Source organism: Cellulomonas sp., assembly GCF_965229465.1.
Classification (GTDB): Bacteria; Actinomycetota; Actinomycetes; order Actinomycetales; family Cellulomonadaceae; genus Cellulomonas.
Genome location: NZ_OZ245882.1, coordinates 904441 through 928920 on the forward strand (window position 1 = coordinate 904441; position 24480 = coordinate 928920).

At 73.5% G+C, this 24480-nt stretch carries 23 protein-coding genes; 1 reads left to right on the plus strand and 22 read right to left on the minus strand.

From position 1 onward, the window contains the following. Positions 1 to 90 precede the first annotated feature (90 nt). The 8 genes from ACO06A_RS04330 to ACO06A_RS04365 all read right to left on the minus strand — a co-directional run bounded on the left by ACO06A_RS04330 (position 91) and on the right by ACO06A_RS04365 (position 9823). A complete protein-coding gene (locus ACO06A_RS04330; RefSeq protein ID WP_421734814.1) occupies positions 91 to 1095 on the minus strand; it encodes a substrate-binding domain-containing protein in 1005 nt (334 codons plus the stop codon). 177 nt (positions 1096 to 1272) lie between these two features. Then, the gene (locus tag ACO06A_RS04335) at positions 1273 to 2091 is read right to left on the minus strand and encodes a DeoR/GlpR family DNA-binding transcription regulator (RefSeq protein ID WP_421734815.1); all 819 of its coding nucleotides are present in this window, start codon (positions 2089 to 2091) and stop codon (positions 1273 to 1275) included. A gap of 47 nt (positions 2092 to 2138) precedes the next feature. Beyond that, positions 2139 to 4160, minus strand: coding sequence for a beta-galactosidase (locus tag ACO06A_RS04340; protein WP_421734816.1), 2022 nt, complete (start codon positions 4158 to 4160; stop codon positions 2139 to 2141). Next, a complete protein-coding gene (locus ACO06A_RS04345; RefSeq protein WP_421734817.1) occupies positions 4157 to 6286 on the minus strand; it encodes a beta-galactosidase in 2130 nt (709 codons plus the stop codon). The genes ACO06A_RS04340 and ACO06A_RS04345 overlap by 4 nt, the downstream gene beginning before the upstream one ends. A gap of 22 nt (positions 6287 to 6308) precedes the next feature. Continuing rightward, positions 6309 to 7346, minus strand: coding sequence for a substrate-binding domain-containing protein (locus ACO06A_RS04350; protein ID WP_421734818.1), 1038 nt, complete (start codon positions 7344 to 7346; stop codon positions 6309 to 6311). Between the two features lie 85 nt (positions 7347 to 7431). Then, positions 7432 to 8163 (minus strand): ABC transporter permease, encoded by a 732-nt coding sequence (locus tag ACO06A_RS04355; protein WP_421736014.1) that lies wholly within the window; start codon positions 8161 to 8163, stop codon positions 7432 to 7434. A 56-nt stretch (positions 8164 to 8219) separates the two neighbouring features. Then, entirely contained in the window at positions 8220 to 8963 is a 744-nt protein-coding gene (locus ACO06A_RS04360) for an ABC transporter ATP-binding protein (RefSeq protein ID WP_421734819.1), read from the minus strand. Positions 8964 to 9004: 41 nt separating this feature from the next. Further along, positions 9005 to 9823, minus strand: coding sequence for a maleylpyruvate isomerase family mycothiol-dependent enzyme (locus ACO06A_RS04365; protein ID WP_421734820.1), 819 nt, complete (start codon positions 9821 to 9823; stop codon positions 9005 to 9007). Between the two features lie 54 nt (positions 9824 to 9877). Between ACO06A_RS04365 and ACO06A_RS04370 the strand changes: the two genes are divergently transcribed. After that, entirely contained in the window at positions 9878 to 10267 is a 390-nt protein-coding gene (locus ACO06A_RS04370) for a DoxX family protein (RefSeq protein WP_421734821.1), read from the plus strand. On the opposite strand, the gene ACO06A_RS04375 is transcribed toward ACO06A_RS04370, so the two are convergent. The 14 genes from ACO06A_RS04375 to ACO06A_RS04440 form a co-directional block, all read right to left on the minus strand. Continuing rightward, a complete protein-coding gene (locus ACO06A_RS04375) occupies positions 10260 to 10883 on the minus strand; it encodes a TetR family transcriptional regulator (protein ID WP_421734822.1) in 624 nt (207 codons plus the stop codon). The genes ACO06A_RS04370 and ACO06A_RS04375 overlap by 8 nt on opposite strands. Before the next feature lie 24 nt (positions 10884 to 10907). Further along, complete coding sequence (locus ACO06A_RS04380; protein ID WP_421734823.1) at positions 10908 to 11129, minus strand: hypothetical protein; 222 nt, start codon at positions 11127 to 11129, stop codon at positions 10908 to 10910. A gap of 62 nt (positions 11130 to 11191) precedes the next feature. Beyond that, positions 11192 to 12112 carry a hypothetical protein gene (locus ACO06A_RS04385; protein WP_421734824.1) on the minus strand — a complete coding sequence of 307 codons (921 nt, stop codon included), beginning with the start codon at positions 12110 to 12112 and terminating at the stop codon, positions 11192 to 11194. Positions 12113 to 12208: 96 nt separating this feature from the next. Next, positions 12209 to 13711 carry an L-arabinose isomerase gene (gene araA, locus ACO06A_RS04390; RefSeq protein ID WP_421734825.1) on the minus strand — a complete coding sequence of 501 codons (1503 nt, stop codon included), beginning with the start codon at positions 13709 to 13711 and terminating at the stop codon, positions 12209 to 12211. Continuing rightward, positions 13708 to 14418 carry an L-ribulose-5-phosphate 4-epimerase gene (locus ACO06A_RS04395; protein ID WP_421734826.1) on the minus strand — a complete coding sequence of 237 codons (711 nt, stop codon included), beginning with the start codon at positions 14416 to 14418 and terminating at the stop codon, positions 13708 to 13710. The genes araA and ACO06A_RS04395 overlap by 4 nt, the downstream gene beginning before the upstream one ends. Continuing rightward, positions 14415 to 15995 (minus strand): xylulokinase, encoded by a 1581-nt coding sequence (locus ACO06A_RS04400; RefSeq protein WP_421734827.1) that lies wholly within the window; start codon positions 15993 to 15995, stop codon positions 14415 to 14417. The genes ACO06A_RS04395 and ACO06A_RS04400 overlap by 4 nt, the downstream gene beginning before the upstream one ends. 97 nt (positions 15996 to 16092) lie before the next feature. After that, positions 16093 to 16431 carry a cupin gene (locus ACO06A_RS04405; protein ID WP_421734828.1) on the minus strand — a complete coding sequence of 113 codons (339 nt, stop codon included), beginning with the start codon at positions 16429 to 16431 and terminating at the stop codon, positions 16093 to 16095. A gap of 15 nt (positions 16432 to 16446) precedes the next feature. After that, positions 16447 to 17454 carry a LacI family DNA-binding transcriptional regulator gene (locus ACO06A_RS04410; RefSeq protein WP_421734829.1) on the minus strand — a complete coding sequence of 336 codons (1008 nt, stop codon included), beginning with the start codon at positions 17452 to 17454 and terminating at the stop codon, positions 16447 to 16449. Next, positions 17454 to 18284: a pyrroline-5-carboxylate reductase gene (gene proC, locus ACO06A_RS04415; RefSeq protein ID WP_421734830.1), complete on the minus strand. Its 831-nt coding sequence runs from the start codon at positions 18282 to 18284 to the stop codon at positions 17454 to 17456. The genes ACO06A_RS04410 and proC overlap by 1 nt, the downstream gene beginning before the upstream one ends. A 90-nt stretch (positions 18285 to 18374) precedes the next feature. Then, positions 18375 to 20312, minus strand: a complete 1938-nt coding sequence (locus ACO06A_RS04420; protein ID WP_421734831.1) for an HlyD family efflux transporter periplasmic adaptor subunit — start codon at positions 20310 to 20312, stop codon at positions 18375 to 18377. Then, a complete protein-coding gene (locus tag ACO06A_RS04425) occupies positions 20305 to 21210 on the minus strand; it encodes a DUF5666 domain-containing protein (protein ID WP_421734832.1) in 906 nt (301 codons plus the stop codon). The genes ACO06A_RS04420 and ACO06A_RS04425 overlap by 8 nt, the downstream gene beginning before the upstream one ends. Before the next feature lie 25 nt (positions 21211 to 21235). Then, entirely contained in the window at positions 21236 to 22468 is a 1233-nt protein-coding gene (locus tag ACO06A_RS04430) for an ABC transporter permease (protein WP_421734833.1), read from the minus strand. Further along, positions 22465 to 23196: an ABC transporter ATP-binding protein gene (locus ACO06A_RS04435; protein ID WP_421734834.1), complete on the minus strand. Its 732-nt coding sequence runs from the start codon at positions 23194 to 23196 to the stop codon at positions 22465 to 22467. The genes ACO06A_RS04430 and ACO06A_RS04435 overlap by 4 nt, the downstream gene beginning before the upstream one ends. Beyond that, on the minus strand, positions 23189 to 24295 hold the full coding sequence (locus ACO06A_RS04440; protein ID WP_421734835.1) for an efflux RND transporter periplasmic adaptor subunit: 1107 nt from the start codon (positions 24293 to 24295) through the stop codon (positions 23189 to 23191). Before ACO06A_RS04440 ends, ACO06A_RS04435 begins: the two co-directional genes overlap by 8 nt. Positions 24296 to 24480 lie beyond the last annotated feature (185 nt).

Genomic DNA, 24480 nt, shown 5'->3' on the forward strand with positions numbered 1-24480 from the left:
ACCTTTCGTCCGAGCCGGTCCCACGGTACCGGCAGGGCGGTGCTGCCCGGGGGGACGCGGTGGTCCCCCCGGGCAGCGGGGGCGGAGAGGTCAGTACTGCCGGTCGGCGAGTACTGCCTGCGCGCCTGCCTGGTCGAACGCCTCGTCCTTGGTGACGATGCGGGGCTCCACGGTGCCACCCTCGTCGAGGGTCTTGATGATGTCGGCGAGGTCCGGGCCGAGCAGCGGGTTGCACTCGACGATGTAGCTGATCTCGCCGGCGGCGAGGGCGGTCATGCCGTCCTTCACGCCGTCGATGGTGACGACCTTGATGTCCTGACCGGGCACCTTCCCGGCCGCCTTGATGGCCTCGATGGCGCCCAGGCCCATGTCGTCGTTGTGCGCGTACACGACGTCGATGTCCGGGTAGGCCTGCAGGAAGCCCTCCATGACGGTCTTGCCCTCGGCGCGCGTGAAGTTGCCGGTCTCGGAGGCGATCACCGAGATGTTGTCGTTGCCGGCGATGGCGTCCTCGAACCCGGTCTTGCGGTCGATCGCGGGCGCGGAGCCCGTGGTGCCCTGGAGCTCGACGACGTTGATGGGCTCGGTGCCGAGGTTCTCGGACACCCACTCACCGATGCGCTTGCCCTCCTCGACGAAGTCGGAGCCGATGAACGTCACGTAGAGCGACGTGTCCTCGGAGTCGACCGCGCGGTCGGTGAGGATGACGGGGATCCCGGCGTCCTTGGCCTCCTCGAGCACGCTGTCCCAGCCGGACTCGACGACCGGCGAGAACGCGATGTAGTCGACGCCCTGGGCGATGTAGGACCGGATCGCCTGGATCTGGTTCTCCTGCTTCTGCTGGGCGTCCGAGAAGCTGAGCTTGAAGCCGGCGTCCTCCGTGATGGCGTCCTGGATGGACTTGGTGTTGGCGGCACGCCAGCCGCTCTCGGCGCCGACCTGGCTGAAGCCGACCGAGATCAGGTCCCCGCCGCCGTCACCGCTCGCGGCGGAGGCGTCGTCCCCCGAGTCACCGCTGCTGCACGCAGCGAGCCCGAGTGCGAGCACCGCGATGCCTGCGGCGATCGATCGTGTCCGGAACATCTTGCTGACCATCTGCTTCTCCTCCTCGAGAAACGCACTCGCTCGCGGACCCGACCCACGCCGGTCGGTCCGCGTCGTGCGCCCGGGGCACCGGGGCACGAGTCCTGCTGAACCGAGGTCCAGCAGTGGTTCGCCTGATGTTAGCGCTCACATTCCGTGAGTTGTCGCGATTGTCAGGTTGCATTCCGGTCACGGATCGGCCGCCTCACCCCCGACCTCGATCACGTCCACGCCCACCCGGCGCAGCCCGGAGACCACCCCGGCGTCGGCGGTCCGGCCGGTGATCACGGTGTCCACCTCGGTCACCGGCACGATCAGGCCGAGGTGCGCCTGGCCCAGCTTCGAGCCGTCGGCCACCACCACGGCGCTCTCCGCGGACGCCACCATGCGCCGCTTGACGACGGCCTCGGGCAGGTTGATGTTGGTGACGCCGTGCTCCAGGTCGATGCCGTTGCACCCGATGAACGCCAGGTCGGCGTGGATCTGGTCCAGCAGCACGGCCGCCAGCGGGTCGACCAGGGAGTGCTGGAGCCGGCGCAGCGTCCCGCCGGTGACCAGCACGGTCAGGCGCGGGATGGCGGGCTCCAGCTCGAGCGCGATGTTCAGCCCGTTGGTGATCACCACGACGCCCTCGAGCTCGGTACGGGCCGCGACCGCGCGGGCGATGGCCGTGGTCGTGGTGCCGACGTCGAGGAGCACGCTCATTCCCGGCCGGACCATCGCGGCCGCCGCCGCGCCGATCGCCTGCTTCTCGCCGGCCGAGTCGGTGAGCGCCTCCTCGAAGGACTGCTCGGTGCGCGGCCGCCCCCAGGACATGGCGCCGCCCCGCACCCGCCGGACCACGCGAGCGCGGTGCAGGGCGTCCAGGTCCGTGCGGACCGTGACGTCCGAGATGCCGAACGCCTCGGCGAGGTCGGCGACACGGACGTACTCGCGGTCGTCGATCAGCCTCTGCATCCGCTCGCGGCGCACGGTCGCAGGGAGCGGGACGTCCTCGTCCTTGAGCACGCGACCATCGTGACGAACTTACCGAATGGTAAGCAAGCGGGCTTTCGTTACCTTTCGATAACGACACCCTCGCGGAGCACCTTGACCCCGCGGGCCGGGACCAGGTCCCCTGCCGCGTGGGCCGCGCCGCCCACCAGGTCGTCGCCCGTCGCCTGCAGGGGCAGGTCGGTGTCCGTGTGGTTGATCGCGAACAGCCAGCTGCCCGACTCCCCGACGCGGCGCACGACCTCGAGCCCGCCCGGTCCGGCGACCAGCGGCGACACCCCCGCCGCCTCGAGCACCCGCTCCACGAGCGCGGCGGTGGACGCGGTGTCGAGCCGCGTCGACAGGTACCAGGCCGCTCCCCCGCCGTCGGCGGTCCGCCGGGTCAGCGCCGGACCTCCCGCGGACGGGCCGTCGGTGTAGGTGGCCAGCACCTCGGCGTCGTCGGCCGTGAGCCGCTCCGTCCACACCAGGCCGGTCGACCCGTCGCTGAGCCGCACGGAGCCGCCCTCGCGCAGCGGTGCGAACTCCTCCCCGCGCACGCCGAGCAGGTCCCGGAACGCGCCCGGGTAGCCGCCGAGCAGCACCCGGTCGTGCTCGTCGACGATCCCGGAGAAGTACGAGACGAGCACCTGACCGCCGCGCGCGACGACGGCCGACAGCCGGTCGGACAGGTCCGCGGGGGCGAGGTAGAGCGTCGGCACCAGGACCACGTCGTACCCGTCGAGGTCCGCCGTCGCCGGGACCACGTCGACCGCGACACCGGCGTCGAGCAGCGCACCGTGCAGCGCCCGCGGCAGGTCGAGGTAGTGCAGGTCGACGGTCGGGTGCGCCTCGAGCTCGCTGGCCCACCACGCCTGGGTGTCCCAGAGCAGGGCGACGCGGGCCTTCTCGACGAGACTGCCCCGCACCTCGGCCAGCCGTCCGAGCGTCGCGCCCAGGTGGGCCACCTCGCGGAACAGCTCGGAGTCGGCGCCGGCGTGCGGCACCATCCCCGAGTGGTACTTCTCGGCGCCCGCCCGGGACTGGCGCCACTGGAAGAACAGCACGCCGTCGGCGCCGCGGGCCACGTGCTGCAGGGAGTTGCGCAGCAGCTGGCCCGGCTGCTTGGCCAGGTTGCGCGGCTGCCAGTTCACCGCGCTGGTCGAGTGCTCCATGAGCACCCACGGGTCGCCGCCCGCCACCCCGCGCACCCGGTCGGCGCTGAACGCCAGCTCCGCCCAGCCACGCGGGTCCTCGGCGGCCAGGTAGTGGTCGTTGGACACGATGTCGATCAGCGGGGTGGTCTGCGTGTAGTCGATCTGGTGGAAGTCGCCCATGACCATGTAGTTGGTGGTCACCGGCAGGTGCGGCGTGACCTCGCGCAGCACGGCGGCCTCGGCCTCCAGGTGCGCGACGAAGGCGTCGGAGGAGAACCGCTCGAAGTCCAGGCGCTGGCCCGGGTTGGGGATCGTGGTCGTTCGGCGTGGCGGAAGGATCTGCTCGAACGAGGAGTACCGCTGGCCCCAGAACGCGGTTCCCCACGCCAGGTTGAGCGCGTCGACGTCCGGGTACTCCTTGCCCAGCCAGTCGCGGAACGCCGCGGCGGACACGTCGCAGTAGCAGCGGCCGTTGTGGCAGGCCAGCTCGTTGGAGACGTGCCACATGGCCACCGCGGGGTGGTGCCCGTAGCGCTCGGCCAGCACGCGGGCGATCCGGGTGGCGTGCTCCCGGATCACGGGTGAGGAGACGCACCACGACTCGCGGCTGCCGTGCGTGAACCGCAGACCGTCGGCGTCGACCGGCAACATCTCCGGGTGCGCCAGGTGCAGCCAGACCGGGGGCGCGGCGCTCGGCGTGGCCAGGTCCACGCGGATCCCGGACTCGTGCAGCAGGTCGAGGATCCGGTCCAGCCAGCCGAAGTCGAACTGCCCCTCCGCCGGCTCCAGCTGCCCCCAGGAGAAGATGCCGAGGCTCACCAGCGTCACGCCGGCCTCCCGCATGAGCGCGACGTCGTCGGCCCACACCTCCTCCGGCCACTGCTCCGGGTTGTAGTCGGCACCGAACGCGATGCCGTCCGTGGGCCACGGGCCCGTCCAGCGGCTCATCGGGACACCGCCACGAGGACGTCCCACGAGCCGAGGGTGATCGCGTCGCCGGCCGGTACCGGGGGCCCGGCGGCATCCGCGGGAGGCGGGTCGGCCGGGGCCGTGCCGCGCGGGGCGACGAGCAGGTCGAGATCGGTTGGAGCAGTCACGGTGGCGGCCTCCCAGGACCAGTTGTGCACGACGTGGACGCGGCTGCCGTCCGGACGGGTGGAGCTGTGGACGGTGACGCTCGGGGGCAGGTCCTCCCAGCCGGCGAGCGGTGCGGGCACCAGCCAGTCGGCGAGCGACCGGGCCAGCTCGAGCCCGGGCACCGTGCCGACGACCGTGATCCGGCCGTCGCCGTGCGACTTCGTCGTGACCGCCGCCCACGCGCCCAGGTGCGGGTGCTCGTAGGTGGCCAGCACGTCAGCGCCGTCCGCGACCAGGCACTCGGCCCAGGCCGTCGCCTCGCCACTGAGCGCGCCGGAGACCGGCACCGGCTCGGCGAGGTTGCTGAACTCCTCGTACCAGGCACCCGCCGCGGTCGACAGGCGCGCGGGCTGCACCTCGGCACGCGCCCGGCCCTCCTGGTCGGCGTAGCCGGTGCGGGGTCCGACGACGAGGTGGCCGCCGGCCTCCGCGTACCGCAGCAGCCACGCGAGGTCGGCGTCGGACGCGGGGTAGTAGCCGGCCGCGACGAGCACGGGATGGGTGCCGACGACGGACGCGGGATCCTGCGTGAACAGGTACCGGGGGCGGACCACCCGCACCTGGAGGCCGGCGTCGAACGCACCCCGGTAGAACGCGCTGACGATCCGGGGGTAGCTGTTCGGGTCAGCCGTGCCGTCGGCCTTCTGCAGCGGGGGCTGGGCCGCGAGCGCGAAGCGCGACTCGGTGGACTGGAGGATCGCGATGTCGGCGTCGGGGACGGCCTGCGCCAGCTCGCCGCCGACGCGTGCCAGCTCCGCGCCCAGCAACGACAGCTCGCGGTACGGGCGGCCCGGCACCCCGCTGTGCGGCAGCACACCGCCCCAGTAGGTCTCGGCGCCGTAGTGCAGCGTGTGCCAGTGCCAGTACTCGACCATCCGGGCACCGCGCGCCACCAGCGCCCAGGCCGACTGCCGCCACTGGCCCGGGTAGGCGGGGTTGTTGGTGCTGGGACCGCCGATGGACTGCGCGTTGGTCTCGGTGACCAGGAACGGCTCGCCGCGGCTGGAGAACATGGCGTCGCCCACCTGGAACAGCGCCCACGTGCCGTACGCGGTCCAGTGCTGCTCGGGGGTGTGCTCGCTCGGGTGCAGCAGCGAGTCCTGCATCCCGTAGTAGGCGTTCCCGCTGGTCACGTCCAGGACGGAGGCCAGGTCGGCGTCCTCGAGGGCAGACCGGTCGTACGCGATGCAGGTGGTCACCCACTGGTCCGGCCGGGCCAGCGCGCGCACGGCCTTCGCCTGCCAGTCGATCATCTCGGTGGTCAGCGACGCCTGGAACCGGCGCCACGCCAGGTCGTACTGCGGCTGCACGTTGCCGTCCGGGGTCCACAGGTCCGCCCACGTGGACAGCCGGTGCGACCAGTACACGAGCCCCCACTCGCGGTTCAGGGTCTCCACGTCGCCGTACGTGTGCCGCAGCTCGTCGACGAACCGCTGGAACACCCCTCGGTTGCGCAGCAGGAAGTTCCCCGGCTCGTTGTCCACCTGGAACCCGACCACCGCGGGGTGGTCCCGGTACCGCTGCACGATCCTGGTGAGGATGCGCTCGGCGTGAAGCCGGAAGACCGGGTGCGTGAAGTCGGCCTCCTGGCGGGCGCCCCACCCCATCGGCTCACCCGTCCGGAGCTCGCCCGCGACCTCGGGGTACCGGCGGACCAGCCACATCGGCAGCGCGTACGTGGGCGTGCCCAGCACCACGTCGATGCCCCGCGCGTGCGCCCCGTCGAGCACAGGCTCGAGCCAGTCGAGCTCGAACCGGCCCTCGTCGGGCTCCCACGTGGACCACACCGACTCCCCCACGCGGATGACCGAGAAGCCCGCCGCCTGCATCAGGTCGAGGTCGCGTTCCAACGTCTCCGGTCTGGGGTCGTCGCCCGGCCCCGCGTACTCGTAGTAGTACGCGGCGCCGAAGCGCACTCCGTCGTGCTGGACAGCCATGTGCGTGTCTCCGTGATGATCGTCAGTGCCCGGTGGGCGGTGCGGCGGTCGTCTCCCGGACCACGAGCTCGACCGGGACGTTCTCGCGGCGGTCCTGCCGTCGCGGGTTCTCGATGGCGTCGACGAGCATCCCGACGCCGAAGACGGCCAGGTGGGACAGGTCCTGGCGGACGGTGGTCAGCGACCGGGCCAGGTAGGCGGACTCGGGAACGTCGTCGAAGCCGACGACGCTCACGTCGCCCGGCACGTCCCGGCCGGCCTCCAGGAGCGCGCGCAGCAGGCCGATCGCCATCTGGTCGTTCGCGACGAACACGGCGGTGACCGTCGGGTCGGCGGCGAGGTGCAGGCCGGCCTCGTACCCCGAGCGCGCCGACCAGTCGCCCATGAGCACGGGCGGTGGCGGGACGCCGGCGGACTCGAGCGTCGAGCGCCAGCCGTCCGTGCGCAGCCCGCCCGACCGCCAGCCGGCCGGGCCGGACACGTGGTGGACCGTGCGGTGGCCCAGCCCGAGCAGGTGCGTGGTGGCCTGCCGGCCGCCCGATGCCTGGTCCGCGTCCACCACGACCTCGTTGGCCGAGATGCCGTAGTGGCCGGACAGGCTGAGCACCGGCAGGTCCCCGATGGCTCCGGGCTCGAGGGCGAACGCGCCGACCGGCTCGTTGACCACGACGCCGTCGACCCCCTGGTCCACGAGCTCCCGCAACGAGGTGGTGATCGACTCCGGCTCGTCCTCGAGGGTGTTGATGACCGACATCGAGTAGCGGGCGCTGCGGATGGCGTGCTCCGCGGCGACCATCAGCGCCGACGGCCCGTAGTCGGTGGACCCCACGGACAGGACGCCGATGGTCCGGCTGCGGCCGAGCACCAGGTTGCGGGCCGCGCGGTTGGGCCGGTAGCCGAGCGTCGCGATCGCCTGGTGCACCCGGTCGCGGACCTCGGCGCTCACGTGCGGGTCGCCGTTGATCACCCGGGAGACCGTCTTCTGCGACACCCCGGCAGCCCGGGCCACGTCCACGGCGACGACCGGACGGGGCTTGCTGGTGACGGAGCGATCGGTCACCGAGATGTCCCCCTGACGACAGCGTTGTCGGATGCCTACGTAGTCAACGGCACGACTGACTACGTAGTCAAGGGCGAGGTGCGGGTCAGGGGGTGCGGCGGCGGAGGGTGGCGCTGCCGATCAGCAGGGCGCCGACGATGAACGCCGCGATGACGCCGACGTCGCCGCGCACGTCGACCCACGCCCCGCCCGCGGCCAGCTGCTGCATCGCGTCGAGCGCGTACGTCAGGGGCAGCACGCGCGACAGCCACTCCAGGACGGTCGGCATCTCGTCGCGCGGCATGAGGATGCCGCAGGTGATCAGCTGCGGGAACAGGACCAGCGGCATCAGCTGCACGGCCTGGAACTCGGTCCGGGCCAGCGCCGACGCCCCCAGCCCGAGCGCGCACCCGAGCACGGCGTCGAGCACCGCCACGAGGACCACCAGCCCGATCGGCCCCGCGACGTCCATGCCGCACACCCACACCGCGAACCCGACGATGACGAGGGCCTGCACCGTGGCCAGCACCGCGAACGCGAGGGCGTAGCCGACGACGACGTCGCCTCGCCCGATCGGCAGGGTCATCAGCCGCTCGAGCGTGCCGGAGATGCGCTCCCGCAGCGTGGCGACGCTGGTGACCAGGAACATCACCATCATCGGGAACAGCCCGACCAGCAGCGGGCCGAACTGGTCGAGCACCGGCGTGTCGTCGAACATCCAGGCGATCAGGCCGATCAGCACGCACGGCAGCAGGATCACCAGCGCGATGGTGCGCTTGTCGTGGCGCAGCTGCGTGAGCACCCGGCGGGTGGTCGCGGCGGTCAGCGCGGGGGTCATCCCGCGGCCGCGCAGCTCGCGCGCCCTCGGGGTCACGGCGGTCGTGGTCGCGGCGCTCATGCGACCGCTCCCGTCGCGGCATCCCGCGCGACCGCTGCGTCGACGAGCGCGAGGAACGCGCCCTCGGCGTCGGGAGCACCGGTGCGGGCGAGGAGCTCGTCGAGCGTGGTGTCGGACAGGACCGCGCCCCCGCGCAGCAGGACGAGCCGGTCGCAGCGGGCGGCCTCGTCCATCACGTGGCTGGACACCAGCAGGCTCACACCGGTGCGGGCGAGGCGGTGGAACAGGGTCCACAGGTCGCGGCGCAGCACGGGGTCGAGCCCGACGGTCGGCTCGTCGAGCACCAGCAGGTCGGGCCGGCCGAGCAGGGCGATCGCGAGGGACACCCGCGCGCGCTCGCCGCCGGACAGGGTGCCGATGGTCTGGTCGGCGTGGTCGAGCAGGTCGACCTCGGTCAGCGCCGTGCGGATGCCGTCGGCGCCCACCCCGAGGATCGCCGCCGCGTACCGCAGGTTCTCCGTGACGGTCAGGTCGCCGTAGACGCTGGGCGACTGCGTGACGTACCCGATCCGCCGGCGCAGCGGTGCCGATCCCGCGGGCAGCCCCAGCACGGTCACCGACCCTCCGTCGACGATCTGGGCGCCGACGATCGCCCGCATCAGGGTCGTCTTGCCGCTGCCGCTCGGACCGAGCAGACCCACCACCTGCCCCACCGGGACGGTCAGGTCCAGCGACTCGATGACGAGGGTGCCGCCGCGCACCACGCGGAGCCCGGCGATCTCGATCGCGCTATTCCCCATGTGAGGAATTGTGCTCCTCACCGGGTGACCGGCACAAGGCGCTACTGCGTCGACTCGACGATCACGGCGCGCAGCCGGTCGATGGCCGCGGGGTCGCCCTCGCGCCGCAGCGGGTCCGGGCCGCCGCGTCCCCAGAGCCAGAGCTCCAGGTCCCACGCCGTGCCGGAGACGGTCGCCGTGACGTCCTCGTCCTCCCCCTCCCACGGCGCCCCGCCCACCAGCTCGGCGCACTCCTCGTCGTACGCCGTGCCGCTGGTGGGGGACGCGCCGTGGAACCGCCCGAACGCCATGACCCACTCGCGGCCGGCGTCGGTGGCGTGCAGCCGGACCCGCTGACCGTCGGGGGTGAACGTCGCCCACTCCGGCAGCCCGCTGACCATGACGCCGAGCATCTCGTCGACGCCGTCGGCCGCCAGCGCGACCCCCGGGTCGGTCACGGGGAGCCCCGCGGTCTGCTCGGCGTCGACCCGGTGCACCAGCGCCTCGTGCGCCTGGCGGCGCAGCACCCAGCCGACCGTCCCGCCCCCGGACGACCAGGACCAGCACGGGTCCTCGGGCGCACGCGCGGCCAGCGCCGCCAGCAGCGCGTCGGTGCGGGTGCGCAGGAAGGCGACGAGCTCCTCGTCGGGCCGGCGCTCGGTGTCCAGCGCGGCGTCGGGACCCGCGGGGGCGTTCCGGACGATCTGCGACCAGAAGTCCTGCACCTCGCCCAGGTGGTACGCCAGGTCCGAGGCGTTCCAGTCCGGGCAGGAGGGGACCTGCACGGTCGACGACGCCTTCTCGAGCGCGTCGGCCGTGCGGGCCGACTCCTGCCCGATCACTGCGGCGTAGTACCCGGACGAGAGGTCGACGGTGTCCATGCCCCGCACGGTAGCGACCCGCACCGACACGGGTCGCCCCGGGTACCGTGACGCGTGCCCACCTCGACCCTCCGCCGCCACGGTCCCGCGCTCGCGCTCGCCGCCCTGCTGGGCAGCTCCGGCGTGCTGCACCTGCGCAGGCCGGGCATCTTCCGGCCGCTGATCCCACGGTCCCTGGGCGACCCGGACCCCTGGGTGCTCGGCTCGGGCGTCGCCGAGCTCGCCTGTGCCGCGGCCCTGGCGGTGCCCGCGACCCGACGGCTGGGCGGGATGGCGTCGGCGGCGCTGCTGGTCGGGGTGTTCCCCGGCAACGTCACCATGGCGGTCCGCTCCCGGCCGGGCGCGCGCGGCTGGGCCGGCAGGCCGGCGGTGGCCTGGGCCCGGCTGCCGCTCCAGGTGCCGCTCGTGGCGTGGGCGGTCGCCGTGGCCCGGCAGCCTAGGTGAGCGGACCCGACAGGTAGCGCTGGAGCGTCGGCCCGACGAGGGCGACGACCTCGTCGACGGGCATCGACGCCAGCGGTTCGAGCTGGAGCACGTGCCGCGTCAGGAGCACCCCCACCATCTGGGACGCCACCAGCGAGACGCGCAGCTGCTGGTCGGGTGGCGGCAGGGCTCGCGCCACCTGCCCGAACACCTCCCGGCCGACGTACCCGACGAGCGCCTCGGCCTGGAGCTCGCCGGCCGTCATCCCGGCGAACGCCACCCGGAACGCCACCCCGCCGTCCGCCTCCCAGACCCGGAGCACCGCGGTGAGCAGGCGCGCGCCGAGCCCGTCGACGCCGTCCCCGACCAGTCCGGACGCGATGGCGGCGGGGTCCGCGCCCTCCGGGATCATGCCGGCGGCGAAGAGCTCCGCCTTGTCCCGGAAGTAGTGCCGGACCAGCGCGGGGTCGACGTCCGCGCGACGCGCCACGGAGCGGATGCTCGCGCCGTCGAACCCGCGCTCCGCGAACTCGTCGCGCGCGGCGGCGAGGATCGCGCCACGGGTGTCCTCACCGGCGGGCCGCCGACCGCGGCGGCGCCCCAGGCTCGAGGTGGCGTCGTCGGTGCCGGTGGACATGGCCCCAGCGTACGGAGCCCCGCGTCACGACTCCGGGGTCGCGCTGCGCTGGGTCGGCACCTGGGTGATCGTCGACGGCCGGTGACCGGTGGCCCAGCGGTTCCGGTGGGTGACGACCGGCGACGCGACCACGGCCACCACCGCCATGGCGACAGCTGCGGCCGTGCCGGCCAGCTGGAGTGCGGTGGCGGTCAGGCCGCCCGTGACGAGCGCTGTCTGGAGGGAGCGACGGAGGAAGGTGTGCATGGCGGACTCCTCGACGAGGTGGACGGGTGCGAGTGATCGCGCTCAGGGCGCGACGAACTCGCTCACGCCGGGAAGTCGGGAACCTCAGGGTCGGGGGCGGACAGGGGCGCCGGACAGGGACTGCCCCGGGCGGTCAGGCCGCGGAGCGGGGGCGGCTGGACGCCGGACGGGAGGTCCCCGTCGACACCCCCTCGCGCGCCTCCGGACGATGCGCTGCCGGACGTCAGCAGGCCGGCACCGTCGTCACCGGGCAGGTGCGGGGCTCGGTGGGGAGCGCGGACGGGCGCGACCTTCGGACCGGACGGAGCGTCCTTGGTATGCACGGTCGGCCCGACGGCCGCGGCGGCTACCGGGGTCGGGTACACGGGTGCCGGCACGATGCCGGGGCTCGTCGGCACGGGCTGGTCAGCGGGCGTGAGCGCGGTCCGGGTCGGGTCGAGGGCGTCCGTCCCGCGGGCCAAGTCGGCGGCGGGCACCTGCACGCCCGCCACCGGCCGCAACCCCCGCGTCACGGGGTCGAGAACCGTCGTCACCGACGCGAGGGCCTTCGTCACGGAGCCGAGGGCCTTCGTCACCGGCCCGACCGCCTTCGACACCGCGTCGAGCGCCTGCTGCGCCGGCGCGGGAGTCGTCGATCCGCTCGCCGCCGCGGCCACGGGCGTGGTCACGCTCGCGACCGCTCGGGCCGCGACGTCCGACGCCGCTGCGGGAAGCACCGGGGTCACCGGGGCGGCCACGGCGCTCACCACTCCCGCGACCGGTTCGGCGACCGCGGTCACGACGTCCGCCACAGGAGCGACCGCAGGCGCCACGGCGGCATGGGACGCGGCCGCCACCCCCGCGAGCACGGTCTCCGCGTGCGACGGGGACACGGGTTCCGCGTGCGCGGTGGACGCGGAGAGGACGCCGACCAGCAGGGCTCCGCCGAGCCCGATCAGGGCGCGGAGCAGCCAGGTCGCCCCTGGAACCCCCTGCACCGTCATCGCGTGTCCCCCGTCGTCGCGGTCAGTCACGACGCTATGCACTTCAGTTGCAGGGAGCAATTGGTCAGCCCAGGTCCACCCGTTCGGACCTACCGGTCAGAAGCCCTGAGCCAGGCGGAAGTAGACCTGGTTCCAGCGCACCTGGTCGCGGAAGCCGCGGCGGGTGGTGGCCTCGTCGATGACGAGCAGCTCGGTGCGGGCGATCTCCGCGAAGTCCTCGAACGCCTCGACCCCGACGGCCGTCGTGAGCACCGTGTGGTGCGCTCCCCCGGCGGTCAGCCAGGACTCCGCCGAGGTGCGGAAGTCGGGGCGGGGCTCCCAGACGGCCCGCGCGACCGGCAGGTGCGGCAGGTCGGCGGTGGGCGGGACGACGTCGACCACGTTGGCGGTGAGCCGGAAGCGGTCGCGCATGTCGGCCAGCGAGACGACGACGCCCACGCCGGGGTCGGCGTTGAACACCAGGCGGACCGGGTCCTCCTTGCCGCCGATGCCGAGCGGGTGGATCTCCAGGGTCGGCTTCGAGGTGGTCAGCGTCGGGCAGATCTCGAGCATGTGCGCGCCGAGGATCCGCTCCGAGCCGGGCGTCAGGTCGTAGGTGTAGTCCTCCATCAGCGACGCGCCACCGGGCAGCCCGGCGCCCATCACCTTGGCGGCGCGGACCAGGATGGCGGTCTTCCAGTCCCCCTCGGCGCCGAACCCGTACCCGTCGGCCATGAGCCGCTGGACCGCGAGCCCGGGGAGCTGGCGCAGGTCACCGAGGTCCTCGAAGTTCGTCGTGAAGGCCTTGGCCCCCAGCGACTCGAGCAGGGTGCGCAGCGCGATCTCCTGGCGGGCGCCGTACCGCAGGGACTCGTGCCGGTCGCCGCCCTTGCGCAGTTCGGGGACGACGTCGTAGAGCTCCTCGTACTCGGCGACGAGCGCGTCGACGTCGTCGTCGGCCACGGCCTCCACGGCCGCCACGAGGTCGTTCACGCCCCACGTGTTCACCGAGACGCCGAACCGCAGCTCGGCCTCCGTCTTGTCGCCCTCGGTCACCGCGACGTTGCGCATGTTGTCGCCGAACCGGGCGAGCTTCAGCTCGTGCGTCGCAGCCCAGCCGGCGCACGCGCGCACCCAGACGTCGATGGACGCGACGACGGCCGGGTTGGACACGTGCCCCGCGACCGTCTTGCGCGCGGCGCCGAGCCGGGTGGCGATGTACCCGAACTCGCGGTCGCCGTGCGCGGCCTGGTTCAGGTTCATGAAGTCGAAGTCGATGGTGTCCCACGGCAGCTCGACGTTGGCCTGGGTGTGCAGGTGCAGCAGCGGGGTGCGCAGGGCGTCCAGGCCAGCGATCCACATCTTGGCCGGCGAGAACGTGTGCATCCACGCGATGACGCCGATGACGGAGTCGTCGGCGTTCGCCTCCAGCGCGGCGCGGCGGATCGCGTCGGAGTCGGTGAGCACCGGCTTCCAGACGAGCTTCGCCGGGAGCGTGTCACCCAGCACCCGCGCGATCTCCTGCGACTGGGTGGCCACCTGGCGCAGGGTCTCCTCGCCGTAGAGGCCCTGGCTCCCGGTGAGGAACCAGATCTCGCGGTCGGCGTAGGGCTTGGTCATGAGTCGCTCTCCGGGGTGTGGGTGGGCTGCTGTCCGTAGACGTTCTGGTACCGGGCGTACAGGGAGTCGATGTCGGCCTGCGCGATCGGGATCGTGTCGCCCAGCTGCCGCGCGATGTGCACCGTGCGGGCGACCTCCTCGACCATCACGGCCGCCTTGACCGCCGCCTTGGCGTCGCGACCGATGGTGAACGGCCCGTGGTTGCGCATGAGGACCGCGGGGCTGCGGGAGCCCTGGAGCGTCTCGACGATGCCGCGGCCGATCGAGTCGTCGCCGATGAGCGCGAACGGGCCGATCGGCACGTCGCCGCCGAACTCGTCGGCCATCATCGTCAGCACGCACGGCACCGGCTCGCCGCGGGCGGCCCAGGCGGTCGCGTACGTCGAGTGCGTGTGCACGACGCCCCCGACCGACGGCATGTGCCGGTACACGTAGGCGTGCGCGGCGGTGTCGCTGGACGGTGCGCGGGTGCCGTTGACCAGGTTCCCGTCGAGGTCGCAGACGACCATCGCCTCGGGGGTGAGCTCGTCGTACGTGACCCCGGACGGCTTGATGACGAACAGGTCGGCAGGACCGGGCGCGGAGCCGACGACCACCCGCTGCGACACGTTCCCGGCGGTCCACACCACCAGCTCCCAGCGCGGGAGCTCGGCGTGCAGTGCCGCGACGACCGCGCGGGTCTGCTCGATCAGGTCCTCGGTGCTCACAGCGCCTCCACCGCGGCCTGCTCGATCGCCAGCCCGGCGCTGTAGCGCTCGAGGTAGGCGTCGAAGCCGCGGACGTCGTCCGGGTCCGGCGCGACCGTCTCCGAGACGGCGTCGCCGAACACGCGGGTGGTCAGGTACGTGCTCAGGTCCTGCTCGTCGGCCGCGCCCAGGTAGGCGGCGAGCACCGCGATCCCCCACGCGCCGCCCTCGCCCGCGGTGCTGCCCACGGTGACCGGCGCGCCGACCGCCGCGGCGAGCAGCCGCTGCGCCACGCCCGCGGTCCGGAACAGGCCGCCGTGCGCGAACATCGCGTCCAGCTCGACGCCCTCGCCCCGCAGCACGCGCATGCCCAGGCTGAGCGTGCCGAACGCGCTGTACACCTGGGTGCGCATGAAGTTGGCGAGGGTCAGCCGGCTGTCGGGGGTCCGCACGAACAGCGGCCGCCCCTCGGTCAGGCCCGTGATCGGCTCGCCGGACAGGTAGTTGTAGGCGAGCAGGCCGCCGCCGTCCGCATCGCCGGTCAGCGCCTCGCGCAGCAGCGCCCCGAACACCTCGTCCGAGCCGGCGGGCTGCCCGATCGCGGTGGCGAACTGCCCGAACAGGTCCGCCCAGGCGCCGAGCTCGCTGGCGCCGTTGTTGCAGTGCACCATGGCGACGAGGTCGCCGGACGGGGTGGTCACCAGGTCGAGCTCGTGGTGCACCTGCGCCAGCGGCTTCTCCAGCACGACCATGGCGAAGATGCTGGTGCCGACGCTGACGTTGCCGGTGCGCGGCGCCACGGAGTTCGTCGCGACCATCCCGGTGCCGGCGTCTCCCTCGGGCGGGCACAGCGGGATGCCGGGCTGGAGGGTGCCCGTGGGGTCGAGCAGCGCGGCACCCGCCTCGGTCAGCCGGCCGGCGTCCTGGCCCGCGAGCAGGATCTCGGGCAGGAGCGCCGCGACGTCCGCACCGGGGTAGGCCGCCAGCATCGTGGCGTCGTAGGTGTGGGTGGCCGTGTCGACGGGGAACATGCCCGACGCGTCGCCGATGCCGAGCACCGTGCGACCGGTCAGCTTCCAGTGCACGTACCCGGCCAGCGTGGTCAGGAACCGGACCTGCCCGACGTGCGGCTCGGTGTCGAGCTCGGCCTGGCGGAAGTGCGCGATCGACCAGCGCAGCGGGATGTTGTGGCCGAACAGCGCGCTGAGCTCGGCGGCGGCCGGTCCGGTGCTCGTGTTGCGCCAGGTGCGGAACGGGACCAGGAGCTCGTCGGCCTCGTCGAACGCGAGGTAGCCGTGCATCATCGCGGAGATCCCGATGGCGCCGAGGGTGGTGGGGCGCGCCCCGTACCGCTGCTCCGTCTCGGCGAGCAGTGCGGCGACCGACTCCTGGAGCCCGGTCCAGACGGCATCGAGCGAGTACGTCCACACCCGGTCGACGAACTGGTTCTCCCAGTCGTGGCTGCCGCTGGCCAGCGGGGTGTGGTCGGGGCCGATCAGGACGGCCTTGATGCGGGTCGAGCCCAGCTCGATGCCGAGCGTCGTCGCGCCTGACTCGATGGCCGCCCGGGGGTCAGCACCGTGGGGATCGACCGTCATCACGCGGCTCCGCTCTCGCATCGAGGACCGCGACGGACGCCAGCGGCCGAAGCACATGTTAGCGCTAACATCGGGCCTGCGGTCCAGCCGTGGCGGGTCAGCCGTGCGACGACCGCCCCGCGCCCGTGAGGGTGGTCAGCAGGAACACGCTGTCGTCGACCGCGTGCACCGAGTGCCGCTCGTGCGTGAGCACCCACAGATGGCCGGCGCTCGCCTCGACGTCCCCGTCGGGCGACTCGACCCGGAGGCGCCCCTGCCACACCTGGAGCGTCGCGGCGTTCGGGGAGTTGTGCTCGCCGAGGCTGGATCCGGCGGTCAGGGCGATGATCGTCTGCCGCAGCTCGCCGTCGTGCGCGACGATCCCCGCCGACCTCCCGTGCTGGTCAGCGCGGGCGGCGTCCAGGTGCGTGGCGGCGAGCTCGGCGATGTCGATCATGACCCGAGCGTAGGACTACGGGCTGCGGACCGAGCTGGCGCGGACCACCAGCTCCGCGGGGATCTGCTGTCGCGCGGCGTCCTCCCCCGCGAACGCGGCCTGCAGGGACTCGACCGCCAGGCGCCCGAGCGCCCCGAAGTCCTGCCGGACGGTGGTCAGCGGCGGCGTGTAGTGCGCGGCGCCCACCTCGTCGTCGAACCCGACGACGGCCACGTCCGCAGGCACCCGCACGCCCTGCTCCCAGAACGCGTGCAGCAGCCCGAGGGCCAGCTGGTCGTTGGCCGCGAAGATCGCCGACGGGAGCCCCTCGCGGGCCATCCGGAGCCCGAGCTCGTAGCCGTCGGCCGCGTCCCAGCCCGCCTCGATGTGCTCGGGCGCAGCGGGACCGCTGACCTCGCGCCAGCCGGCTAGGCGGTCCTGGGCGTCGAACCAGTCCTGCGGACCCGCGACGTGCACGACCTCGGTGTGGCCCTGGTCGAGCAGGTGCTGCGTGGCCAGCCGGGCGCCGTGCCGCTGGTCGACGCCGACCGCGTGCAGGTGCGCGACGGGTGGGACGTCGGACGCCGACGAGATGAGCACCACGGGCACGGGCGACGCGATGGCGGCGATGGCCTGGGCCACCTCGGTCGTCGGGGCGATGATCGCGATGCCGTCGACGCCCTGACCCAGGAAGTGCTCGATCGCGGTGTGCATGGAGTCGCCGTCGAACTGCCGGATCGTCGCCACCGACACGTACCAGCCGACCACCCGGGCGGCCTCCTCAAGGCCCACCAGCGTGCTCGTCGGCCCGTACAGCGCGGTGGCGGGGGTGACCACGCCGAGCGTCCCCGACCGGCGGGTGACCAGGGCGCGGGCGGCGCTGTTGCGGCGGTAGCCCAGCCGGACGATGGCGGCGTTGACGCGCTCCCGCGTCTCGGGGCGGACGCTCGGGTGGTCGTTGAGCACCCGGGACACGGTCTGGTGCGAGACGCCCGCGAGCGCGGCGACGTCGCTCATCGCCGGCGGGCGGGCGGACGCGTTCATCAGTACTGCTTGCCGAGCTCGCGCGAGCGGTCGCGGGCCGCCTCGGCCGCGGCCACGATCCCGGCGCGGACCCCGTGGGCGTCGAGCACCTGGACCGCGGCGACCGTGGTCCCGCCCGGCGAGGACACGCGCTCGCGCAGCACCGCCGGGTGGTCGCCCGACTGGGCCGCGAGCGCGGCGGACCCCTCGACGGTGGCCACCGCGAGCTTCGTCGCCAGGTCCCGCGTGAGGCCGAGCAGCACGCCCGCCTCCGCCATCGCGTCGATCAGGTAGAACGCGTACGCGGGCCCGGAGCCCGAGATCGCGGTGACGGCGTCGAGGTCCTTCTCCTCCACCCGGACGACGAGCCCGGTGGCGCCGAGCATCCTCTCGACGAGGGCGAGGTGCTCCTGCGTCGCGTGCGTGCCGGCGGCGATCGCGCTGGCGCCCTTGCCGACGACGGCCGGCGTGTTGGGCATCACCCGGACCACCGGCTGACCGGCGGCGAGCCGCTTCTCGTAGGTGGCGATCGGCAGCCCGGCGGCCACGCTGACGACGAGCTCGCCGTCGCCCAGCGAGTCCTTGATCTCGTCGAGGACCGACGCCACGACGTTCGGCTTGACGGCGAGGAGCACCACGTCCGCGCGGGCGGCCGCGTCGGCGTTCAGCGCTCCGGTGCGGACCCCGTACCTGTCGGCGAGCTCGCCGGCCCGCGGCGCGTACCGCTCGGTGACCTCGACCTGCTCGGCGCCCCAGCCCGCGGTCAGCAGCGCGCTGAGCAGGGTCTCCCCCATGACGCCGCCGCCCAGCACCGCGACCCGCGGCGTGTCGGCGGTGGGCTCGTCGGCCATCGTCGTCCTCCCGTCCGTGCCGCCGAAGGGCGACGCCGAGAGCCTATCGACGCGGGGGCCGGGCCGGTGCAGACGCCCGGCCCCCGCGGCTCAGCCGTTCCCGGGAGGGGCGAAGCCGGCCGGGGGACCGCCGTCGCCGCCCTGCATCACGAAGCCCTCCGGCGGGCCGCCCTGCGTCGCGTCGTCGCCCAGACCCGACAGGCCCGTGGTGGTGGACGTGCTGGTCTCGATCGGCTCGTCGAGGTCCGCGAGGACCACCTCGTCACCGGCCGAGAGGCCGTCGGTGATCTCCGTCCGCTCCGTGCCGACCGCGCCGCGGGTCACCGTGACCTCGGTCGGGGTGCCGCCCTGGAGCACCTGGACCGTCGCGGTCGAGCCGTCGACGTGGACCGCCGACGTCGGGACCGTGAGCACCTGGTCGGCGCCCGCCACCGTGATGCGGACCTGGGCGGAGGCTCCGTCGTACAGCTTCTCGTCCGTCGGGTCGACGGCGAGCTCGACCGTGTAGGCCGGGTCGGCGGTGGTGGAGGTGTCGAGGACGCCGATGCTGCTGACCGTGGCGGTGAGCGTCGCATCCGTGCTCGGGGTGGTCACCTGGGCGGTCTGGCCGACCGTGACGATGTCGATCCTGGTCAGCGGGACGCTGGTGGTCACCGTGTAGCCGTCCGGGCCGAGCACCGTGATCACGGCGGTGGTCGACGAGGCCGTGACCGAGTCGCCCGGGGCCAGCGCGACCGCCGCGGCCGTGCCCGCGATCGGGCTGGTCAGGGTGGCGAACGGGAGCCGGCTCTGCGCGAGCGTGACGTTGGCCTCGGCCAGGTCGATCGCTGCCTGGTCGGCGACGATCGTCGCCGCGGACGCCACGGTCGTGGTGGCGCCCGAGGTCGTCGACGGGGTGCTCGAGGACGGGGTGCTGGTGCTGGTCGACGGGGTGCTCGTGCTGGTTGACGGCGTGCTGGTCGACGGGGTGCTGGTCGAGGGCGCGCTGGTCGACGGGGTGCTGGTTGACGGGGTGCTGGTGGACGGCGCGACGGTCGAGGAGGCCGCGACGGCCTTCTGGAGCGCCTGCACCGCCTGGTCCAGCGCGGTCGCGAGCGTCATGAGCGCCTGCTGCTCGCTGTCGGTCGCGGTCTGCGCGTCCAGGGCGCCGGTCAGCGCGGCCTGGCAGTCGGCCAGCGCCTGCTCGACGGCGGAGACGTCGGGCTCGGTCGTGTCGCCGGCGTCCTCGGTGGCGGCGCCGGCGGGATCCGTCGGCTCATCCGTCGGCTCGTCCGTGGGCTCCGGGTCCGCGGGCTCGACGTCGTCGCCGACCACCGCGAGGAACGCCGCGCACGACGCCTGCGACGCCGTGACGCTCTCGCCGCTGGACGCCAGGGCGTCGGCGGTGACCTGGTACTGGTCGAGCAGCGCCTGCTGGGCCCGCTGGACGTCGGCCAGTGCCGCCGTCACCGCCGGGTCCGCGTCGCCGCGGGTGTCGTCGGACCCCGTGGTCGGTGCCGCGGAGGAGGCCGCGGGAGACGCGGACGGGGATGCCGACGGCGTCGATGACGACGAGGTGGAGGCCGCGGAGGACGAAGCGGTCGAGGCGGTTGACGACGAGCTCGAGGTCGACACCGTCTGCGAGTCGAGGTCGTCGGACAGCTGCTGCTGGGCGTCGGCGAGGTCCGCCTGCGCGTTCTCGACCGCGTCCTGGAGCGCCTCGGTGTCGAGCGTGGCGAGCACGTCCCCGGCCGCCACGACCTGCCCGACCGACACGTTCACGGTCGCCACCGTGCCGTCCACGGAGAACGCCGCGTCGCGTCGGCTGGCCGACGCGATCGTGCCGACGGCGTCGATCACCTGCTCGACGCTCGACAGCTCCGCGGTGGCGGTCCGGTACCGGCCGTCGTCGGAACCCCCGACCGCCAGGGCGACACCGCCGCCGGCCGCCACGAGCGCGACGGCTCCCGCGGCACCGAAGCCGATGATCCGACGGCGACGCGCCCGGCGACGCAGCGCGACGGAGGGGCGGACGGCGCGGTCAGGCATCGGTGCCACCGTCCTGGGCCGCGTCGTCGGACGAGCCCTGCGAGCCGCCACCGGGGAACCCGCGGCCGCCGAGCATGCCGGTGGTGCACTCGCCGTCGGTCGGCGCGGAGATCGTGATGCTCGTGGCGGTGACCTTGCCGCTGTCGTCGGACTCGCCGCGCGCGGTGGCGCACTGGCCGACGACGATCGCGGACGCGTCGGCCGCGGCGGTCGTCGTGTAGGTGGTCGCGTCGGTGACTGTGACGGTGCGCGAGGTCGTCGCGTCGTCCTGGCCGGTGGTCTCCACCGTCAGCGTGCTGCCGTCGATCGCGGTGACAGTTCCGCTGGCGCCGCCGCCGAACATGCGGGCGCCGTCGGGTGCTCCGGACGGCAGGTCTGTGGGTGCGCCGTCGGGGGCCCGCATCGACGGCAGGTCCGTGGGCGCTCCGTCGGGACGGTCGCCGCCTCCGGGTCCCCCGGCGAAGCCGCCGAACCCGCCGGCGCACGTGCCGTCGTCGGACGGCTGGGTGATCCGGATGGTGGTGGCCTCCACCGGCGCGCTGGTGTCCGTCGTGTCGTCCGTCGTGGCGGTGGACACCGCGACGACGCACGACCCGACCGTCACGTCGGCGAGCGTCCCGGCGACCGTCGCGGAGAACGTGGTGGCGTCCGTCCAGGTCACCGCGGTCTGCGCGTCGGCGGACCGGACCTGCATGACCGTCCCGGTGACCGTGGCGATCTCGCCGGACGCGCCACCACCGCCACCGGGGGGCTGTGCAGCGCCGCCGCCCTGCTGCTGCTGGGGGGTGGCCGAGGCGGTCGGCGCGGCCGCCTGCGAGGTGCCGGCAGAGCAGCCGGCCAGGACGAGGACCGAGGCCGCGGCGATCGCGGGGAGCAGTCGCGTGGTCAGGGTGGACATGGGGAGTCTCCTAGCTGAGAGGGGGCTATTCCGCGCGCAGCGCGTCGATGGGGGCCAGTCGCGCGGCGCGCGTGGCGGGGTAGACGCCGAACACCAGGCCGATGCCTATCGCGACGACGACCGAGCCGACGACCGCGACGCCGGACACGACGACCGAGCTGTCGAGCAGCCGGGGAAGCAGCTGTGCGGCGACGATCCCGAGGACCGCGCCGAGCACCCCGCCGGCCAGGCCGAGCACCGTGGCCTCGACCAGGAACTGCCGGCGGATGGCCCACGGCGGTGCGCCGAGCGCCTTCCGCAGACCGATCTCGCGGGTCCGCTCGGTGACCGAGACGAGCATGATGTTCATGACCCCGATCCCCCCGACCAGCAGGGACAGGGCCGCGATGCCGGTGAGCAGGACGGTCAGGGTCTTGTAGACCGCGGTCGCCGTGGACACCAGGGCGTCCTGGCTGTTGATGGTGAAGTCGGCGCTGTCGGCGTCGGTGATCCCGTGCAGGTTGAGCAGCAGGGCCTCCGCCTCCTGGTACGCCGCGTTCAGCTGGTCGGTCGAGGCGGCCTGCACGTAGATCGTCGACACCGCGTTGCGGTCCGAGCCGCCGACCACCGTGTCCGCCGCCGTCGACATGGGGATGACCGCCACGTCGTCGAGGTCGCTGTCGCCGCTGGCACCCTCGGCCTCGAGCACGCCGACCACCCGCAGGTCGGTGTCGCCGATGGTGACCGTCTGGCCGACCACCCGGGTGGAGCCGAACAGCTCCTCGGCGGTCTCCGGCCCGAGGACCACGACCGCCGCGCGGTCCGCCTCGTCGTCGGCGGTGAAGAACGCGCCGGTCGCCAGCGTGCGGCCGCGGACGTCGAGCCAGTCCGTGCTGGTGCCGACCACGCTGGTGGTCCAGTTGGTGTCGTTGGCCTCGAGCGACGCGGAGGTCGTCTTCTCGGCCGCGACCTTGCCGATGTCCGGCGCGTTGACGGAGCTGTCCAGCGCCTCGGCGTCGGCCGTGGTCAGCGTGGTGCGCGAGCCGAAGCCGCCGCGGACGCCCTCGGTGCTGGTGCTGCTGCCGGGCTTGACGATGAGCAGGTTGCTGCCGAGCTGGCTGATCTGCGCGCTGACGTCCTTCTGCGTGCCGAGCCCGAGGCCGACCGTGAGGATGACCGCGGCGATGCCGATGAGGATGCCGAGCACGGTGAGGATCGAGCGCATGGCGTGCGACGTCACCGCGGACCAGCCGGTGCGCAGCGTCTCGGTCCAGGTCATCGGGCACCGTCCGACACGATGAGCCCGTCGTGGACGCGGACGATCCGCTCCGCGCGCTCGGCGACGTCCGCCTCGTGCGTGATCAGCACGATGGTGCGGCCCTGCGCGTGCAGCTCGTCGAACAGGGACAGCACGTCGCGCGTGGACGTGGAGTCGAGGTTGCCCGTCGGCTCGTCGGCCAGCAGGAGCGCCGGTTCCCCGACGAGGGCGCGGGCCACCGCGACGCGCTGCTGCTGCCCGCCGGACAGCTCGCCGGGCCGGTTGTCCAGCCGGTCGGCCAGCCCGACGCGGGACAGCGCGGCCGCGGCCCGGTCGCGGCGGACCCCCGCGTGCACCCGGCCGTAGACCAGCGGGAGCTCGACGTTGCGCCACGCGGAGAGCGCCGGCAGCAGGTTGAACTGCTGGAACACGAACCCGATGCGCCGGTTGCGGATGTCGGCGAGGTCGATCTCGTCGAGCTTCCCCACGTCCTCGCCGGCCAGGTGGTACGTGCCGCGGGTGAGCGTGTCCAGGCAGCCCAGGATGTTCATCAGCGTCGACTTGCCGGACCCCGACGGACCCATGACCGCGACGTACTCGCCCTGCTCGATCCGCAGGTCGACGCCCCGCAGGGCCTCGAACTCGATGCTGCCGGACGTGTAGGTCTTGGTGACGCCGGCCAGGTCGATGACAGGCTGGTCCGCGTGCGTGGGAGCCAGCTCCCGGTACGGGAGCGTCTGCTCAGCCATTGGTCTGACCGCCCTGCATCTGGGTCGGGTCGAAGCCCGCCGGTGGGCCGCCCTCGGGGAACGTGCCGCCGCCGTCCTGCGTCGTGCCCTGCCGGCCCGTGCCGCCGGAGCCCGGCGTGAACGTGGCCAGCACCACCTCGTCGCCCTCGGCCAGCCCCTCGGTGATCTCCGTGACGTTCCCGGAGGTCTCCCCCGTGGTGACCGGCACGTCGACGGTGGTGCCGGCGGCGTCCACCTGCTTGACGGTGGTGGTGCCGTCGGTGGCCGTCGTGATGGCCAGGCTGGGCACCGTGAGCACGTCGGTGCGGCGCTCGTAGACCAGCTCGACCTCCGCGGCGACGCCGTCGTGCAGCCCCTCCTGGTCACCCGTGACCGCGACGGTGACGGGGTAGGCCGCCACGCCGGTGTCGCTGGTGGACAGCAGGCCGATCTCGCTGAGGGTGCCGAACACCGGCTCGGTCGCGCCGTCGAGGGTGACCTCCGCCTGGTCGCCCACCTCGATGAGCGCGATGTCCGCGTCGGAGACCGTGACGTCGACCTGCCACGCGTCGGTGCCGACGATGGTGAACTGCGCCGTGGTCTCGCCGCCGCTGCCGGAGGGGGCCGAGGAGGACCCGACCGCGTCGCCCACCTCGAGGTTCACCGCCGTGAGCAGCCCGGCGACGGGCGCGGTCAGGGTGGCGCCGTCCATCGCGGCCTGCGCGGTGTCGACCCCCGACTGCGCCACGTCGACCTGCGCCTGTGCGGCGGCGATCTGCGCGGTGCCGCTCGCGTCGTCCAGCTTGGCCTGCGCACTGGCCAGCGTGGCCTTGGCCTGGAGCAGGTCCGCGTTCAGCTGGAGGGTGTCGACGGTGGCCAGCGTCTGGCCGACCGTGACGCTCTGGCCGACCGCCACCGGCACGCCGGTCACCGTGCCGCTGACCTCGAAGCTCACGTCCTGCTGCACCGACGGCGTCAACGTCCCGCTGCCGCTCACCGACTTCTGCATCGTCGTCAGGCTCGCCGCGACCGTCCGGGTCACGGGTGCGGCCGAGGCGGCCGACGCGTCCCTGATCCCGAACCACCAGACCGCTGCGCCGACGAGGGCCAGGACCACCACGGCCGTGACCGTTCTCGTCAGCGGCGTCGTCCGCCTCCATACGTGCTGCATGTTCTCCCTCACGTCGCTCGGTCCTGTGACCTGGGCCGAACGTAGGGAGGACGCCTGGGGCCGCCATAGCACCACCCTGTGCCTGACCTGTGGATCGGCGAGAACAACCTGGGTGGCGGTGTGGCTGCTCAGAA